Annotated in this window: 12 protein-coding genes and 1 pseudogene; 3 read left to right on the top strand and 10 right to left on the bottom strand. The window is 73.1% G+C overall.

Annotated elements, in window-relative coordinates; translation table 11 throughout:
* Nucleotides 1-12: 12 nt before the first annotated feature.
* The 8 genes from M4486_RS12805 to M4486_RS12770 all read right to left on the bottom strand — a co-directional run bounded on the left by M4486_RS12805 (nucleotide 13) and on the right by M4486_RS12770 (nucleotide 11,788).
* A complete protein-coding gene (locus M4486_RS12805) occupies nucleotides 13-834 on the bottom strand; it encodes a TetR/AcrR family transcriptional regulator (protein ID WP_249477624.1) in 822 nt (273 codons plus the stop codon).
* Entirely contained in the window at nucleotides 831-2,645 is a 1,815-nt protein-coding gene (locus M4486_RS12800; protein ID WP_249477623.1) for an ABC transporter ATP-binding protein, read from the bottom strand. The genes M4486_RS12805 and M4486_RS12800 overlap by 4 nt, the downstream gene beginning before the upstream one ends.
* Complete coding sequence (locus M4486_RS12795) at nucleotides 2,642-4,543, bottom strand: ABC transporter ATP-binding protein (protein WP_249477622.1); 1,902 nt, start codon at nucleotides 4,541-4,543, stop codon at nucleotides 2,642-2,644. Before M4486_RS12795 ends, M4486_RS12800 begins: the two co-directional genes overlap by 4 nt.
* A gap of 176 nt (nucleotides 4,544-4,719) precedes the next feature.
* Complete coding sequence (locus M4486_RS12790; RefSeq protein ID WP_249477620.1) at nucleotides 4,720-7,479, bottom strand: sugar-binding protein; 2,760 nt, start codon at nucleotides 7,477-7,479, stop codon at nucleotides 4,720-4,722.
* Between the two features lie 40 nt (nucleotides 7,480-7,519).
* Nucleotides 7,520-8,644, bottom strand: coding sequence for a carbohydrate kinase family protein (locus tag M4486_RS12785; protein WP_249477619.1), 1,125 nt, complete (start codon nucleotides 8,642-8,644; stop codon nucleotides 7,520-7,522).
* A gap of 17 nt (nucleotides 8,645-8,661) precedes the next feature.
* A complete protein-coding gene (locus M4486_RS12780) occupies nucleotides 8,662-9,468 on the bottom strand; it encodes a carbohydrate ABC transporter permease (protein WP_249477617.1) in 807 nt (268 codons plus the stop codon).
* Nucleotides 9,465-10,346, bottom strand: coding sequence for a carbohydrate ABC transporter permease (locus tag M4486_RS12775; RefSeq protein WP_249481136.1), 882 nt, complete (start codon nucleotides 10,344-10,346; stop codon nucleotides 9,465-9,467). The genes M4486_RS12780 and M4486_RS12775 overlap by 4 nt, the downstream gene beginning before the upstream one ends.
* An 86-nt stretch (nucleotides 10,347-10,432) precedes the next feature.
* A complete protein-coding gene (locus tag M4486_RS12770) occupies nucleotides 10,433-11,788 on the bottom strand; it encodes a sugar ABC transporter substrate-binding protein (protein ID WP_249477615.1) in 1,356 nt (451 codons plus the stop codon).
* 117 nt (nucleotides 11,789-11,905) lie between these two features.
* Here M4486_RS12770 and M4486_RS12765 point away from each other — a divergent pair, with 117 nt between their 5' ends.
* The 3 genes and pseudogenes from M4486_RS12765 to M4486_RS12755 all read left to right on the top strand — a co-directional run.
* Nucleotides 11,906-12,676, top strand: a complete 771-nt coding sequence (locus M4486_RS12765; protein ID WP_249477614.1) for a DeoR/GlpR family DNA-binding transcription regulator — start codon at nucleotides 11,906-11,908, stop codon at nucleotides 12,674-12,676.
* The gene (locus M4486_RS12760) at nucleotides 12,673-14,115 is read left to right on the top strand and encodes a family 4 glycosyl hydrolase (protein ID WP_249477612.1); all 1,443 of its coding nucleotides are present in this window, start codon (nucleotides 12,673-12,675) and stop codon (nucleotides 14,113-14,115) included. Before M4486_RS12765 ends, M4486_RS12760 begins: the two co-directional genes overlap by 4 nt.
* Nucleotides 14,116-14,220: 105 nt before the next feature.
* Nucleotides 14,221-14,841 (top strand): annotated as a pseudogene (locus tag M4486_RS12755) (alpha/beta hydrolase); the annotation flags it as partial.
* 381 nt (nucleotides 14,842-15,222) lie between these two features.
* Here M4486_RS12755 and M4486_RS12750 read toward each other — a convergent pair.
* Nucleotides 15,223-15,669 carry a hypothetical protein gene (locus M4486_RS12750; protein WP_249477611.1) on the bottom strand — a complete coding sequence of 149 codons (447 nt, stop codon included), beginning with the start codon at nucleotides 15,667-15,669 and terminating at the stop codon, nucleotides 15,223-15,225.
* Nucleotides 15,666-16,826: a serine hydrolase domain-containing protein gene (locus tag M4486_RS12745; RefSeq protein ID WP_249477610.1), complete on the bottom strand. Its 1,161-nt coding sequence runs from the start codon at nucleotides 16,824-16,826 to the stop codon at nucleotides 15,666-15,668. The genes M4486_RS12750 and M4486_RS12745 overlap by 4 nt, the downstream gene beginning before the upstream one ends.
* Nucleotides 16,827-16,829: the final 3 nt, after the last annotated feature.

Genomic DNA, 16,829 nt, shown 5'->3' with positions numbered 1-16,829 from the left:
CGGTGAGCGGCGTCACGGGGTGCTGAGGAGTCCCTGCTCGATGCCGGCGATGATGAAGTCGATCTTCCGGTCGAGCATCCCGCGTCCCGTCCACGATTCGTCGATCGTGAGCACCGACGGGGCGCCCGGGTCGTCGTCGCCCGCTGCCGGGCCGTCGCCGACAGCCGCGGTCTCGCCGCTGTCTGCGGCGCGCCCGGCGTGCTCGTCGTGCCCGGCAGTCCCGTCGCCCGCTCCCGTCCACGCGGCCCCGCGCAGGTCGGCCTGCTTCTCGAGCGCGCGGTCGATGCCGCGACGGCCCGAGGCGTCGGCCTGGCGGTAGGGGAGGATCCCGATGTGGGTCACGAAGACCGTGTCGCCCAGGAAGTCCAGGGCGAAGGCGATCTCCTCGGCGCCACCGGGGAAGTCGGCCGCCTCGAGGCTGCCGATGAGTGCGCGCATGGTGCCCGCGAGGTGCAGGTGCGCGCCGGGCCGCTCGAGGATGGTCGCCGGCAGCCCCGGGTGCTCCTGCGTGAGGCGCCAGGTCTCGTCGGCGAAGAAGCGCAGCTGGTCCTGCCAGCTCGCGCCGGACGTCGGCAGCCGCATCTGCCCGGCGATCCGCGCCAGGCACAGGTCCACGAGGTCCTCGTGGCTGTCGACCACGCGGTAGAGCGCGGGCGCGGAGATGCCGAGCGCCGCGGCGACGCCCGCCAGCGTGAAGCGCTCGATCCCCAGGCCCAGCGCCGCGTCCACCGCTTGATCAGCGGTGAAGCGGGGCTTCGGGCCCGTGCGGAGGGCACGGCCAGACGGGGCCGGCTTCGACGACGCGGGGCTCGACGGGGCGGGGTCGGGGCTCATCCGCCCAGTGTCCACCCCGCGGCCTGCACGCGGCGATCCCAGAAGCGCCGGTAGTCGCCCCCGCGAGCGAGGAGCTCCTCGTGGCGGCCGCGCTCGCGCACGGTCCCGTCGGCCCCGAGCACCAGGATCTGGTCGGCCTTCTGCACCGTGTCGAGCTTGTGGGCGATGACCAGCAGCGTCGCGGTCTCGCGGAGATGCTCGACGCTGCGCAACACGTGCGCCTCGTTCTCCGCGTCCAGGGCGCTCGTGGCCTCGTCCAGCAGCACCACGGGGGCACGCTTGAGCAGGGCGCGGGCGATCGAGACGCGCTGGCGCTCGCCGCCGGAGAGCGCCCTGCCGCCCTCGCCCACACGGCTCGCCCAGCCCTCGGGCAGGCGCGCGGCGATCTCAGAGACGCCGGCGAGCTCCGCGGCCTCGCGCACTTCGGCGTCCGAGGCGTCCTCGCGGCCCAGCCGCACGTTCGCCTCGAGGGTGTCGTCCAGCAGGTAGACGTCCTGGAAGACCATCGAGATCTGGTCCATGAGCTGCGTGGTCGGCTGGGTCCGCAGCTCCGCGCCGCCCACCCGCACCGAGCCGCCGTCGGCGTCCCAGAAGCGCGCCACGAGGCGCGCGATCGTCGTCTTCCCCGACCCCGACGGGCCGACGATCGCCGTCATCGTCCCCGGAGCGGCGTCCAGCGAGACGCCGCGCAGCACGGGTCGCTGCGGGTCGTAGCCGAAGGCGACGTCCTCGAGCTCGACCCGGCCGGGCGAGGGCAGGTCCGTCTCGCCGCTCGCCTCGAGCAGTGTGGGCGCGGTCATGATCTCGCGGGTCGCCTCGAGCGGCTCACGGGCGTTCTCGACGCCGACGATCCGCGATCCCAGCAGGTCGAGAGTCTTGGCGAAGCGCAGGGCGATGCCGATGAATGCGATCGTCTGGATCGCGCCGAGCGCCCCGGAGGTCGCGAGCTGCGCGGCAAGCACGATGAGACCGCAGATCAGCCACTGGCCGGCGCCGCCGTTGATGAGGAGTGCGAGCGAGGACCACCAGAGGTTCTTCCGTCGTGCGGCGTCGTCCGCGCGGCAGGCCTCGCTCAGCGGAGCGAAGTCGTCGGACCGGCCGGCCGCGCGCAGGGCGCTCTGGCAGGCCGCGTACTCGACCACGCGCGTGGAGACCTCCGCCGTCCCGGCGACCAGGGAGGCGTCGGACCAGCTCTTCAGGCGCTTGCCGAGCAGCAGCACGACGAGCAGCAGGGGAGCCGAGACGGTGAGCGCGAGCCCCAGGCGCCAGTCCCAGAACCAGGAGCCGACGCCCAGCGTGACCAGCGCCGCGACGCCCGAGACGACGGGACCGGCGATGTGTGCGAGGACCTGGCCCGCGGCCATCGTCCCGTCGGAGACCAGGCGCGAGATCCTCCCGGCGCGCTCGCCCGTGAACCAGCCCAGTGGCAGCACGGTGAGGCGGTCGCCGATCGCCCGCTGCGCGCTGTCGATGAAGTCCGTGGCGACGCTGTAACCCAGGATCGCGTCGCGGAAGCGGACGATGCCCGCGACTATCGCGAGGACCACCAGCACGATCAGCCAGCCGCCGACGCCGAGCCCGGCGGCGGGGCTGCCCTGTGCGAGGGCGGCCGAGAGCGGCAGCAGAGCCAGCAGGCTCAGGCCCTCGAGGACGCCGGTCGCGCACTCGAGCACGAGCGAGCCGCGCAGCAGTCTGCGGCCCCGCGTCGAGAGCAGCGGGCGGAAGTCGCGCAGCATGAGCGGATCGGGGAGCGGGAGCCGACGGCCTCCGGCCGGTCGGGTGCGGGGCGGAAGGGTCTGCTGGGCGGTCATCGGGTCTCCTGGATCGACGGGACGGACGTGGACTGCGGCGCCTCCATCGCCGCGCGGATCGCGGACGGGGTCACCTCCTCGCCGATGAGTCGGCGCACCACGCGCCCGCCCTCCAGGCGCACCAGCTGGTCGACGCCCAGCACGGCCTCGGGCCTGTGCGCGATGACCAGCACCGTGCGCCCTCGGGTGAGCCGGTTCAGGGCCTGCTGGATCTCCGCCTCGCTGTCCGGGTCGGAGGCGGCGGTGGCCTCGTCGAGGATCAGCACCGGGGCATCGGCGAGCAGCGCCCGCGCGATCGACACGCGCTGCGCCTGCCCTCCGGAGAGCGAGACCCCCTCGCCGACGACCGTGTCCAGGCCGTGCGGCATCTGCTCGATCTCGTCGAGCACGCAGGCGGCGCGGGCCGCCTCCCGCACCGCGGTATCGTCCGCATCCGGCCTGGCCAGGCGGATGTTCTCGCGCAGAGTGATGCGCAGCAGCTGCGGATCCTGGAGCACGAAGGAGACGGTCGAGTACAGCTCGCGCTGGGTCATCGAGCGCACGTCGCGGCCATCGATGCGCACGGATCCGCGGTCGGGATCCTGGAAGCGCGCGAGGGTCGTCGCGAGCGTGGACTTGCCCGACCCCGAGCGGCCGACGAGTGCCGTCACGGTGCCCGGCGCGAGCTCGAGGTCGACGCCGTCCAGCGCGAGCGTGCGCCCGTAGGAGTACGAGACGTCCGAGAACTCGACGCGGCCGACGGGGCCGACGCGGCCGATGGCGCCTGCGTCGGCCCGCTCGTCGCCCCGTCCGTCGGCCCCGGTCTCCTCGAGCTGCGGAGCCTCGAGGACCTCGCGCAGGCGCAGCGCCGCACTGCTGGCGATCTGGCTGCTCCAGGTGGCATTGCCGATGGTCAGCACGGTCGCGGGAAGGACCAGCGCGATGAGCGTCGCGGCGAGCGCCGCGGCGGGCGTGACGGTCCCGGCGGTGACCAGGAGGGCGCCGCCGCTCATCATGATCAGCACGATCACGGGCACGGAGACGAGCGCCTCCGAGAGCGCGCTCGCGCGCAGCATCGGCCCCACCCAGTCCAGGTAGAAGCGGGAGAAGGCGCGCGCGGCCTGCGTGTACCGGTCGTGCGCGCGGCCCACCTGCCCGAATGCCTTGATGACGGCGATGCCGTCGGCGAGCTCGACCGCTCGGGAGGAGACCTCGCCGAGCCGGGTGTCCATCTCGGCGGTCTTGTCGCCCATGCCGCGCATCGACCAGGCCTGGAGGCCCAGGTAGATCGGCAGGGTCACCATCGCGAGCAGGCCGAGCCGCCAGTCCAGGGCGAAGCTCGCCGCGAGCATGGCGATCGGGGAGGCGATCGCCATCGCGTTCTCGACCGGCGCGTGCGCGACGAGGTGGTGCAGCGAGGCGGTGTCGTCCTGGATCGCCTTGCGGATCCTGCCCGAGGAGTGCGCGGAGAACCACGACAGCGGCGCGCGCGAGATCCGCCCGATCATCCGCTCGCGCAGCAGCGCGCGCAGCCGCAGGTCGGAGACGTGCGTGACCATGAGGCCCGCGAAGAGCAGCAACGCCTGCACGATGAAGGCCGTGACCAGCCACATCACGACCGGGCGCACCTCCTGCGAGGCGGGGAGGCGGCCGTCGGCGGCGCCCGCGAGCATCACGTCGCCCAGCCGCACCAGCGCGAGGTACGGAGCGGCGGTCGCGATCCCCGCGAGCACGCCGAGGATCCGGCCGGCGAGCAGACTCCCGCGCACCGGGGCCAGCATCTCGCGCAGCGCCGCGTCGGCCTCGCGGCGCTTCTCGGCATCCGTCGTCGCGGACGTCGTGGACGTCGTGGGCGGGAACACGGAGGGCGTCTCCACTGCGGGTGGGGGAGAGGTCTTCTCCTCGCTCATGGCGCGCATGCGCAGGCTCCTTGATCGGGTGCGGTCACCGGGCCGTCGCACGTGAGCGCGGCGAGGCATCACGCGAACCCGGTAAGGGCAACCTAATACTTAAGGGGCTTAAGCGCTAGGGGCGGTGAGGCTGAGGTGAGACGAGCTGGGCTGTGATCAGCCCGGAAGTGGCGGCGCGGACCCGCTCAGGCCTTCGCGGTCGCGGCCGCCGTCGCGCCGTCGGAGTCCTCGAGGGAAGCGGCGAGGACGATCAGGTGCCGCGCGGACGACCCGCCCTTCGGCGCCTCGATCGCGAAGGAGACCCGCGTGGTGCGGCCCGCGCGGACCTCGACCTCCTTCGCCCGGCCCAGCGTGCGTTCGCCGTCCCAGGCGAGAACACTCAGGGTGCCGCCGCGACGCGAGCGCACGCGGGCGCGCACGCGGCCGCCGGAGCTGCGCACGTCGTGGATGCTCAGCACGGAGCGCCCCAGGTCGGGCCGCCCGCCGAGCCCCACGCCATCGGCCGCCGACTGGATGATCGACTGGGCCGACTCGACCGAGCGGGCGGCGGTGTTCGGGATGACGGGATCCTTCGGCGCGTCGTCCCCGGCGTCGGCCTGCGGCAGCTGCAGCACGCCCCAGCGGAACGGGTCGGCCTGCACGCCGGGGAAGGTCGACCAGCCGATGCGGGACTGTCCGGTGCGGTCCTGGGTGTCCGAGTCGTAGACGACGACGTTCAGGCCGATGCGCTCGGGATCGATCCCGTTGGGAAGCGCGTCGAAGGGGATGGTCGCCTCGAGGTCGTAGCCCTCGTACGGGTCGCTGATGCGGGAGGCGACGCGCACCCCCGGTGCCGTCTCCGCGAGCGCGCCCTGGTGCTGGTCGTGGTCCCGGCCCGCGGCGACGCCCGCCGAGGCCCCGTGGGCGTCCAGGGTGTCCGGGAGGATGCCCAGGATGAACGTCGAGGCCGTTGACTCGGAGTCGCCGCGCGGGTCGATCATGATCTCCACGGAGTCCGTGCGGAAGCGCTGCTTGTTGTCATCGGCCCCGAGCACCGTGCCCTCGGTGTCGTCGACGACGTGCACGAAGACGTGGAGCGCCTCCTCGTCGAAGGTGACCCAGGCGGAGCCGGAGGCGTCCGCCGCGGTGACCTCGGTGCCCTCCCACAGGGTGCCCACGTCGATCGGATCGCCCGGGTACTCGCCGTCCTCCCGGCGACCGTCGACCGCGACCTCGTCCGAGGGCTTCGCGACCAGCCGGGGCACGAGCACGAGCCCCTGCTTCTCCACGTGCGCGGTGCCGTCGCTCACGGCGCGCACCGTCACCGGGTAGACCCCGCCGTGCGGCGCGCGGTTGGCCGTCGGCAGGGACGCGTCCGTGTTCTCGAGGGTGACCTGCACGGTCTTCGTCCCGTGGGCAGGGATCGAGGCGACGGTGAGCGTCGCGGGGTCCGCCGTGATGCCCGCGGGAAGCGTGAGCTCCACATCTGCGGAGCGGGCCTCGTCGGTGAGGTTGCGGGCCTCGACGTCGAGCGTCCTCGCGAGCCCCGAACCCAGCGCGTGCTGCGTCGGGACCAGGGCGTCCAGGCGCTGCATGCCCAGGTCGTCGGTCCAGTCCAGGAACTGCGCGATCTCCGAGCGGGGCGCGAGGCCCGCGCGGACAGGACCGGAGACCTGCAGAGGGAGCACGTTGCGGCCCTCGCCCCGCGGGCAGCGCAGAGTCGCCGTCAGCTGCACGGCCGTCCCGGTCTCGGCGTCGGAGGCTGGCGTGACGGTGAGCCGGGCCAACGCGCTGCGTCCCTTCGCGATCGTGCCGAGGGAGGTCCGACCCTGAACGGTCCAGCCCTTCGGCGTCTCCAGCGCCACCTCCGCCCGCGGCAGGGCGCTGCGCGCGGCGCGCGCCGTGACCTCCACGGTGAACGGGACGCCGGGGACCACCTCGAAGGCGTCGGCGGTGATCTCCAGTCGCGTGCCCTCGGGCAGCCCGCCCTTCGCCGACGGCAGGGACGCGCCGCGCAGGGCGGCCTCGTCTCCGCTGGTGGGATCCGCGAGCGGCGTGCGGGAGTCGAGGAGCGTGAACCAGGCGACGGGGATCTCCGCGGGGTCGGTCGGCGACGGCGGATTCACCGTCCATCCCTGCGTGGCGTAGGAGTGGATCGACTCGTCGAGCAGGGCGCTCCAGCGCGTGCCGTGCTCCGCGGACCCCGTCCCGTTCCAGGCGCCGAAGACGACGTCGGAGGCGACGGTGGGCTCGAAGCCGTCCGCCACCGCGTCCGGGCCGGTGCCGCCGGTGCCGTCGGAGCCCGAACGAAGGATCCGGGCGGGGGAGAAGGGCTTCAGCCCCTCGTCGAAGTGCTCGGGGAAGACGTCCTCGCGGCCGGCCATCAGGTAGGCCTCGAGGGCGAAGCGCGCCGCCTGCTGGTGGTTGCCGTGATTGCCCTCGATGGCCGACGGGTTCATCGTCACGATGACGTCCGGCCGCGTCGCGCGCACGACCCGGATGATGCGGCTGAGCACGGCCTTCTCACCCCATACCTCCTGGGTGAGCGGCGCGGAGAGCGTGTAGTAGAAGTCCACTGCGTCGAGGTTGAAGACGTGGCGGATGCCGGCGATGCCCACCGCGGTGCGCTCCTCGGCCTCGCGGATGACGCCCAGCTCGGGGCCCTCCTCGAGGCCGACGGCGTTGCCGCCGCCCTCGCCGCGGGTCACCGTGATGACCCCGGCCTCCTGGTCGTGGAACTCGTGCCACTGGCCGAAGGCGGCGAGCGCCCACGCCTCGTCGTCCGGATGCGCGCCGATGTACAGCACGTCCAGGTCGATGGCGCCGGCGGCCGCGGCCTGCTCGGCAGGGGTGAGCGCGCCACCGGCGAGTGCTCCGACGCCGCCCGCGAGAGTGAGGGCGGCACCGCCGCGCAGGACGCTGCGGCGGGTCGGGCGGGTCGTGGACTGGGGGATCGGGATCATCATTCCTCCTCGAACGGATCCTCGGGATGCTGCCGGCCCGCGCTCAGTGCGCCCCGGCGTCGGAGCGCAGCGCGAAGGTGCCCTGGGCGCGGCGCTTGCCCTGGACGGCGTGGTCCGGGATCACCTCCTCGAGGAAGCAGTAGCCGTCGCGGGTGTGCTTGGCGCGCAGGTCGCCGCCGTCGGAGGAGCTGGTCAGCGCCCTCCACCAGTCGGTGATGTCGCCCCAGCCGGGCGCGGCGAGGGAGCCGCCGAACTGCTGCACGGCCAGCGCCGAGCACAGCGAGGCGAACTTCAGGCGCTGCTCGAGGGGACGGCCGGCGAGGGTGCCCAGCACGATCGCCGCGGCGAACACGTCGCCCGCGCCGGTGGTGTCCAGGGCGCGCACCGGGACGGCCGGGCAGTACTCCTCCTCGCCGGTCGAGGAGTCGATCGCGTAGGCGCCCTCGGCGCCGTCGGTGACGATCGCGAGCGGCACCTTCTCGGCGAGCGCCCGCACGGCGGCTCCCGGGGTGGAGGTGCGCGTGTACCCCATCGCCTCGACCGCGTTGGGGGTGAAGGCGTGGCAGTGGGTGAGCGGGGCGAGGTCGGCCGGGTCCCAGCGGCCGGTCGCATCGAAGCCGATGTCGGCGAAGATCATCGTGCCCGCCTCCGCCAGGCGCGACCACCAGGCGGTCTCCCCGGCGAGGTCCACGACGGCCGCGCGGGCGGCGGGCGCCCTGTCGATGAGCGTCGAGAGCGGCTCGGGCAGGGGGTGGCCGTGGGTGACCATCGCCCGGTCCTCCGGGGTGGCGACGGAGACGGTGAGCGGCGAGTGGAAGCTGGGGAAGCGGCGCGAGGCGTGCAGGTCGATGCCCTCGTCGCGGCTGAGGGTCTCCCACATCCAGTCCGCGTAGGCGTCGTCCCCGAAGCCGGCGACGAGCCCGGTGCGCAGGCCCAGGCGGGCGGTCGCCGTCGCGAGGTTCGCGATCCCTCCGGGGCACGATCCGAGCCCCTCGGACCACAGCTCCTCGCCCGGAGCGGGCATCCGTTCGAGGCCCGTGAACACGATGTCGAAGAAGACCGTGCCCGAGAGCAGCACGTCCAGCGGCGGGTCGTCGGGGGTGCGCTGGGAGGCCAGCGGGTCCCAGTCCCCGGCCGCGGAGGTCGTGGTGGGTGCGGTCTCGTCCATCTCTCTCACTCCGTCTCTCATTCCTTCGAGGCGCCGTCGATCATGCCGCGGATGAAGTGCCGCTGGAGCACCAGGAACAGGATCAGCATCGGTGCGGCGACGATGATCGCGCCCGCGGCGAGCAGGGCGTTGTCGGCGGTGTACTGGCCCTGGAAGTTCGCCAGGCCCAGCGGGGCGGTGCGGTGGCGGCCCGACGGGGTCATCACCAGGGCGATGAGGAACTCGTTCCAGGTCCACAGTCCCACCAGCACAACGAGGGTCACGATCGCGGGACGCGAGGCCGGCACCAGGATCCGCAGCAGGGTGCGCAGCGGCCCCGCCCCGTCGAGCGCGGAGGCCTCGACGAGGCTCTGCGGCAGGGCGCGGAACTGGGCGCGCATCCAGAAGGTGCCGAAGGCGATCGACTGCGCGATCTGCGGCAGGGCGATCGCCGCGTAGGTGTCGGTGAGGCCCACCGTGCGCAGGTCGTAGAACAGCGGGATCACGATCGCCTCGGCGGGGATCATGAGGCCCAGCAGGAACAGCGGGAACAGCGCGCGCGAGCCCGGGAAGCGCATGGTGCCGAAGGCGTAGCCGGTGCCCAGGGACAGTGCCACGGAGACCACCACGACGATCAGCGCGACCACGAGCGAGTTCCCGAGCGAGGCCCCGAAGCCGCCGATCCGCCAGGCGTCGATCAGGTTCTCCGGGTGGATGCCGCCGGCGGCGCCGATGCGCGGGGAGAAGGCGTCGCGCAGGATCGTGAGGACGGGGAACAGCGCGAACACGGCGAACGCCGCGAGGACGACGTAGTTCATGGTGCGCTCGGCGGTCGAGACCCTCATCGTCGGCCCCCTCGCGTCTCCGGACGCTCGTCGATGCGTGTGACCAGCAGGTTGATCGCGAACACGAGGATCGTCAGCACGATCGCGACGGAGCTCGCCGAGCCGACGTCCTTGAGCTCGAAGGCGCGCCGGTATACCTCGTAGCTGGGCACGGTGGTGGCGTCGCCCGGTCCGCCCGAGGTCGTCATGTAGACGAGGTCGAAGGTCTTCAGGGCCGCGATGATCGTGAGCACGAGCGCCGAGACGATCTCGCCGCGCACCGAGGGCAGGGTGATCGCGAAGAACTCCCGCACCGGTCCGGCGCCGTCGAGGCGCGCCGCCTCGTAGAGGTCCTCGGGGATGCGGCTCATGCCCGCGAGCAGCAGGAGCATCACCAGTCCCATCTCGAGCCAGGTGCCGATGAAGCCCACAGCGGGCAGCGCCGCCCCGGGGTCGCCCAGCCAGCCGCGGGCGAGGGAGTCCAGGCCCACGGCGCGCAGCACGGTGTTCAAAGGGCCGTCGGGCGCATAGATGTGCTTCCAGGCGACGGCGACCACCACCAGCGCGACCACCTGCGGCAGGAAGATCACGGTGCGGAAGAAGCCGAGTCCGCGCACCTGCGCGCGGCGCAGCACCGCGGCGAGCAGCAGGCCGATCGCGAGCGGCAGCAGCGCGTAGAAGATGATGAGCACCAGTGCGTTGCCGATCGCGGCGAGGAAGCCGCCGTCGCGCAGCAGGTCCGCGTAGTTGCCCAGCCCCACGAACGTCGAGGCGCCGATCCCCGACCAGTCGTACAGCGAGAACTGGGCCGAGCGCACGAGCGGGTACAGCGCGAACGCCCCGTAGACCACGAACCCGGGCAGCAGGAACAGGTAGGGCGTGAGGCGGCCGCGGACCACGGCCGACGGGGCGCTCCGGCGCCGCGTCCTCGCGTTCGCCGCGTCTGCCTGGTCCCTCGTGGCTCCCTGTTCCCCCGCGCGCGTGCTCACGAGGCTCCCGTGAAGTCCGCGTAGTCCTTCTGCAGCGCCGCGGCGGCGTCCTTCGGCGAGGACTGCCCGCCGATCAGCTCCTGCAGGGTCGCGCCCGCGGTGTCGGAGAACGTGGGGGTCGCGTAGTCGAGGTAGGGCAGCAGCACGCCGTCGTTCGAGACCGCGTCGAAGGCCTCGAAGATCTCCTTGTTCACGCCCTTCTCCGGAGCGAGCGCCGCGGTGTCCAGCACGGGCATGCCGCCGTTGTCGGCGATCAGTTTCATCGCGTCCTCGCTGGTGATGAAGTCGATGTAGGCCGCGGCCGCGACCTGGTTCTTCGCCTTCGCGGGGATCGAGAAGGGCAGGCCGGTGCCGCCCGTGGTCGCGACCTTGCCGCCGACGCCGGCGGGCGGGGCCATGAAGTGCAGGTCGTCTCCCATGGCCTTGGCCATGTCGGTGCCCAGCCACGAGCCGCCGATCAGCAGCACGCCCTTGCCCTTGGTGAAGTCCGCCCAGGCCGCGTCGTAGTCCAGGCCGTTGGGCGAGTCGCCCAGGTACTTCTTCTCCGCCCAGTCGGCGAGCTCGGTGAGGGCGTCCACGTTCTTCGCGTCGGTCCAGTCCCCGCCCGCGTTGCCCATGGCGAGCTTCGTGATCTGCTCGGGGTCCACGGAGGCGGCCTGGAGCGGGCCGAACACGTGCAGCGCGGGCCATTTGTCGAGGTTGCCGAGCATGATCGGCTGCTCGTCGGCCTTCTGGGCGGTCTCCAGGACCGTCCGCAGCTCGTCCCACGAGGTCGGCGGCTCGGCGCCGATGCCCTTCAGCTTCTTCGCGCTGTAGTAGATGCCGCAGACCTCGCCGGTCTGGGGCACGCCCCACAGGGAGCCCTCGCCGAAGGTCTTCGCGTCCTCGGAGTAGCGCGCCTTGGAGAGCACGGAGTCCGAGAAGCGCTTCGTCCAGCCGTAGGCGTCGGCGTAGCCCGAGAGGTCCAGCAGCTGCCCGGCCTTGACGAACTCGCCCATGTCGGCGCGCGCGTTGTTGACCTGGAGGACGTCGGGGACATCCGCCCCGGAGAGGGTGAGGGCGGTCTGCTTCTGCAGATCGTCGAAGGACTGCTTGACGCGGTCGACCTTCACGTTCGGGAACTTCTTCTCGAAGGCCTTGATGAGGGCGGTGATGGCCTCGTCCTGCGAGCCGCGGACCTCCTGGTCCCACACCCGCAGGGTGATGTCGCCGAGCCCGGCGACATCGGTGTCGACCTCGTCGGCCGACGGGCCGGTGGGGTCGTCGGTCGTGCCGGTGCCGGGAGCGCAGGCGGCGAGGGCTGCCATGCCGCCCGCGGCGGTGGCGGAGGCGAGGAACTGGCGACGGTGCATGAGGTCCTCCAGGGGAGCGGGGACCTCAGCTTCCCACAGGTTGCGCGAGGATGCGAGAAGATGAATGCCGATGTTCGGAACTGCGTGAAGATGCGCGGACGGTGCTAGGTTGACCGCATGCTCACCGATGACCGCCGCCGTGGGATCGTCGCCGCCGTGCGCCGCCGCGGCTCGGTCCCGGTCGCCGATCTCGCGCAGTCCTTCGCCGCCTCGGAGGCGACGATCCGACGGGATCTCGAGCAGCTCGCCGCGGACGGCCAGGTGCGGCGGGTGCGCGGAGGCGCCTGCGACCCGCGCGGCGACGCGCATCCCGAGCCCGACCCGCGTCGCTTCGAGCAGGTCGCCCGCGACGCCGTCGGCCCGAAGCGCGAGATGGCGCAGCGAGCGGCGGCCCAGGTGGCCGACGGGGACGTGATCGCCCTGGACATCGGCACCACCGTCGCCGCCATGTGCCCCTTCCTGCTGGGCCGCTCCATCACCGTGGTGACCTCCTCCCTCGCCGTCGTGCGGGGGCTCGCGGGGGCGCGCGACGTGGAGCTCGTGGTGCTCGGCGGGATCCTGCGCCCCACCTACGGCAGCCTCGTCGGCCCCCTCACGGAGTCCGCGCTGCGCCAGCTGCGCGTGGACCGCGCGTTCCTGGGCACCTCGGGGATCCGGGCCGACGGGACCGTGCTGGACACGACCCCCAGCGAGGTGCCGATCAAGCGCGGACTGCTCGACATCGCGACCGTCTCCTGCCTGCTGGCCGACCACGAGAAGCTCCCCGGCACCGGGTACCTCGAGGTCGCGCCGCTCGCGCGCTTCGACCAGCTCGTCACGGACAGGAAACCCTCGGCCCGCGAACTCGACCTTCCCCCCGACTCCGACCTGGAGGTCCTCACCCCATGAAGCTCACCATCCTGGGCGGCGGAGGCTTCCGCGTCCCGCTCGTCTACGAGGCCGCCGCGACCGGCGCCACCGGGCTCACGATCGACGAGATCGTCCTGCAGGACGTCGATCCCTCCCGCCTGCGCACGATCGAACGGGTCGTCGAGGAGCTCGGGGCCGAGCTGCGCGCACAGGGACGGACCGTCGGCCCCCTGCCCCGCCTGATCGCGACCACCGACCTGCGCGAGGCCGTGGCCGGCGCGGACTTCGTGTTCAGCGCCGTGCGCGTGGGCGGGGCCGAGGGGCGCACGGTCGACGAGCGCGTCGCCCTCGACCTGGGCCTGCTGGGCCAGGAGACCGTGGGCGCCGGCGGCCTCGCCTACGCCCTGCGCACGCTGCCTGTCGCCCTCGAGATCGCCCGCACCATCGCGGGGGTCGCGCCCCGCGCCTGGACCATCACCTTCACGAATCCCGCGGGTATCGTCACGGAGGCCATGCGCTCCGTGCTCGGCGACCGCGTGGTGGGCATCTGCGACACCCCGATCGGCCTGGTGCGCCGCGTGAGCCGCCTGATCGGCGAGGACGTCGACGCGCCCGACGCCCTCGACCGCATCGGCATCGACTACGTGGGCCTGAACCATCTGGGCTGGCTGCGCGGCCTCTCGGTCGACGGGGAGGACCGCCTACCGGGGATCCTCGCCGACGACGCCGCCCTCGAGCAGATCGAGGAGGCGCGGCTCGTCGGCTTCGACTGGGTGCGCGCCATGCGCGCCCTGCCCAACGAGTACCTCTACTACTACCTGTTCACCCAGCAGGCCCGGGAGCGGATCCTCGAGGCCGGCACCACCCGCGGCGAGTTCCTCGTCGAGCAGCAGGGCCGGTTCTACCGGCAGGCCGCGGAGAAGTCGGAGGCCTGCTGCGACGGGCCGCTCGCGGCCTGGCGCGCGACGCTGCACGAGCGGGAGGCGACCTACATGGCCGAGTCCCGGGAGGCCGACGAGGAGCGCCGTCCCGAGGACGTCGCCGGGGGCGGCTACCAGGAGGTCGCGCTGCGCCTGATGACCGCGATCGCGAGCGGCCGCACCGAGCGGATGATCCTGGACGTCGGCAATGCGCCGGCCGGATCATCGACCGCCGCCGCCGACCCCTCCGGCCGCATCGTCCCGCAGCTCCCGGACGACCTCGTCCTCGAGGTCCCCTGCCTGGTCGACGGCGACGGCGTTCACCCGCAGGCCGTCGGCCCCGTCCCGCTCGAGCAGCTCGGACTGATGGCGCAGCAGCGCGGCGCCGAGCGCTGCATCCTCGAGGCCGCGACCGTCGGCGATCCGGTGCGCGCCCGCCGCGCCGCCTGGGAGGGCTTCTCCACGCACCCCCTCGTGCGCTCGGTCGACCTGGGCGGGAAGCTCGTCGACGCCTATGCCCGCCGGCAGCCCGCCGTGGGGCGGCTGCTGGGATACTGAGGCGGATCCACCGGGGCGGCGCCGCGCACGAGCGACGGGCGAGGCCGCGCGCCCGCTGAGCCGCTGACCGCTGAGCCACGCACCGCAGAGCCACGAGGAGCCCCCATGATCCGCATGCGCACCGACTTCTTCGCCGAGTCCCTCGGCATGGGCACCTCGATGGTGGTGCTCATGCCGCAGGAGGCGGCCGGCATCGGGATGGGAGGGGCCGACGACGCAGGCGCTGCAGGCGGCGACGGGGTCGCCTCGCGCGGCGTCCCTGTGCTCTACCTCCTGCATGGGCTGAGCGACGACTGCACGATCTGGGAGCGCCGCACCTCGATCGAGCGCTATGCCTCCGAGCGCGGGATCGCCGTGGTCATGCCCGAGGTGCGCCGGTCCTTCTACACCGACGAGGTCGTCGGCGAGAAGTACTGGACCTTCGTCTCCGAGGAGCTTCCGCGGCTGCTCGCACGCACGTTCCGGATCTCCACCGCGCGCGAGGACACCTTCGTCGCGGGCCTGTCCATGGGCGGGTTCGGCGCCTTCAAGCTCGCCCTGAACCACCCCGAGCGCTTCGCCGCCGCCGCCTCGCTCTCTGGCGCCCTGGACCCCACGGCCCTCGACCTCAGCCAGCATGCGGGCCAGCTCGCCGAGCGCATCTGGGGCGGTCAGGACATCGCAGGCACGGCCGACGATCTCCTGGGCCTGCTGGGGTCGGCCGACCCCACTGCCCTGCCGCGCCTCTTCCTGGACTGCGGCACCGAGGACCACCTGGTCACCCAGAACCAGGCGTTCATCGACCTGGCCGAGGAGCGGGGCGTCGACCTCACCTCCCGCCTGCGCCCCGGCATCCACGCCCTGGGACTTCTGGGACCGCGGCATCCAGGACGTCCTGGACTGGCTGCCCGTCCGCGCGCGCTGAGGGGCGGGGCGCCACCCGCTCAGCCGCAGCCATCCGATCCTCGAGCCGCCATCCGGTGCTCGAGAGGTACGAAGTCGTTGCCAAGACGGTTCTTGGCAACGACTTCGTACCTCTCGAGGGCTGCGCCGGGCGCTGGAGGGCTGCGCCGGGCGCTGTGCGGGCCGCGGCGGGATGCCGAGTGCGGCGGACCCGGGACCGCGGGATCAGCCGGCGACGAGCCAGAGCGCCGCGGCACCCGCGAACAGGGCGACCGTGATGACCACTTCGAGGACCGATGGCCGTGTCGCCCGGCGGAGCCGACGGCGGTCCCGCCGCGCCGCGGCAGCCCCAGGAGTGCCGCGTGCGGGGAGCGCGTCGCCCGGAGCCGTCACCGCCGTCGGGGCGGCGGCCCGGCTGCGCGCGAGGGCGACCGCCGCCGCGCCGAGCGACAGCGCCACGAACACCCACCAGACGATCGTGAGCGCGCCGCCGATCGGCACCATCAGGCCCGCGAGCAGCAGGAAGAACCCGCAGCTCAGCACGTGATCGAGGATGCGCAGCGGGTGGCGGCGCCCCAGCAGCATGTGGACGAGCTCGAGAATCAGCAGCAGCGCGAGCAGCAGTGCCGCCCCGTAGGGTGCGAGGGCGAGCAGCAGAGTGGAGACGTTCATGCCGCGACCTCCCCGCCGAGGATGCGGAAGGCGAGGTCGTCGGTCCCGGAGTCGGCCGTGTCCGAGAGCAGGACCCACCCCCGCTCCGCCTCGGGCGAGAAGCCGCAGAAGCTGTGGAAGCCGCCGGTCTCGCCGTTGTGCCAGACGGCGGAGCCGCCGCCCGCCAGCGCTGTCGTGAACCAGTTGACGCCCACCGAGGTCGTCTCGTCCTGCTGCGCGGTGGGACGGATCCCGTCGGCCCCGGGATTGGAGCCGTCCATCATCGAGCGCACCCACGCGACCATGTCGGCCGCGGTCGAACGGACGCCGCCCGCCGGCGCGAAACCGTCCATGGTCCACGCCGCGCTGCGGTGACCGGTGCGCGTGAAGCCCGTCGGGGCGTGCGCGCCGAGCCGCGAGGCGGTGATCGGGGCGCGCGTGGACGCGAGGTCCATCGGCGTGAGCACGCGCTCCGCGAGCAGGTCCTGCCAGGACGCGCCGGCGGCGTGGGCGACGAGCTGCCCTTCGAGGGCCACGCCGTGGTTGGAGTAGGCGACCGTGCCGCGGCGCGCGGGCGTGGCGTCGACGGCGAGGTCCACGACCTCCTGCGCGCTGACGCCCGCGTACGGATCGCGGTGCAGGGGTGTGCGCCAGAGATTCTTCGCGAGCACGGGGCCCGGCAGGGACGGGATGCCCGAGGTGTGGTTCGCGAGCTCGCGCACGGTCACGTCCGCGATGGCCGAGCCCTTCGCGCTCGCGCCGAGCACGTCCTGCACGGTCGCCTCGAGGTCGAGCTCACCACGGCGGGCGGCGTCCATCACGAGCGCCGCGGTGAACGTCTTCGTGGCCGAGCCGACCTCGAACTCCCGGTGCTCGTCGGCCCCGAAGCCCGCGAAGCGGACGTCGTCGCCGTCGATCAGGGCGCACGCGACGGTGCGCTGACCGGCGAGGTGGTCGGCGAGCTCGGACGCGAGATCCTGGTCGCCCGTCGGTGCGCCGAGCCGCGCAGGTCGGGGGCCGGCCAGCGCGCCCGTGCCCAGCAGCGCGACGGCCGAGACCGCGCCGACCCCGAGGACCGTGCGGCGGGAGGGTCGGACGATGTCAGGGGCGCCCGACGCCGGGCACTCGGATCCCGTGCCGTCGCCGTCCGCGGCGGTGGTCGTGGGTTCATCGCTCACCGT

Source organism: Brachybacterium kimchii (genome assembly GCF_023373525.1).
Classification (GTDB): domain Bacteria; phylum Actinomycetota; class Actinomycetes; order Actinomycetales; family Dermabacteraceae; genus Brachybacterium; species Brachybacterium kimchii.
This window is presented reverse-complemented; position numbering and strand designations above follow the sequence as displayed.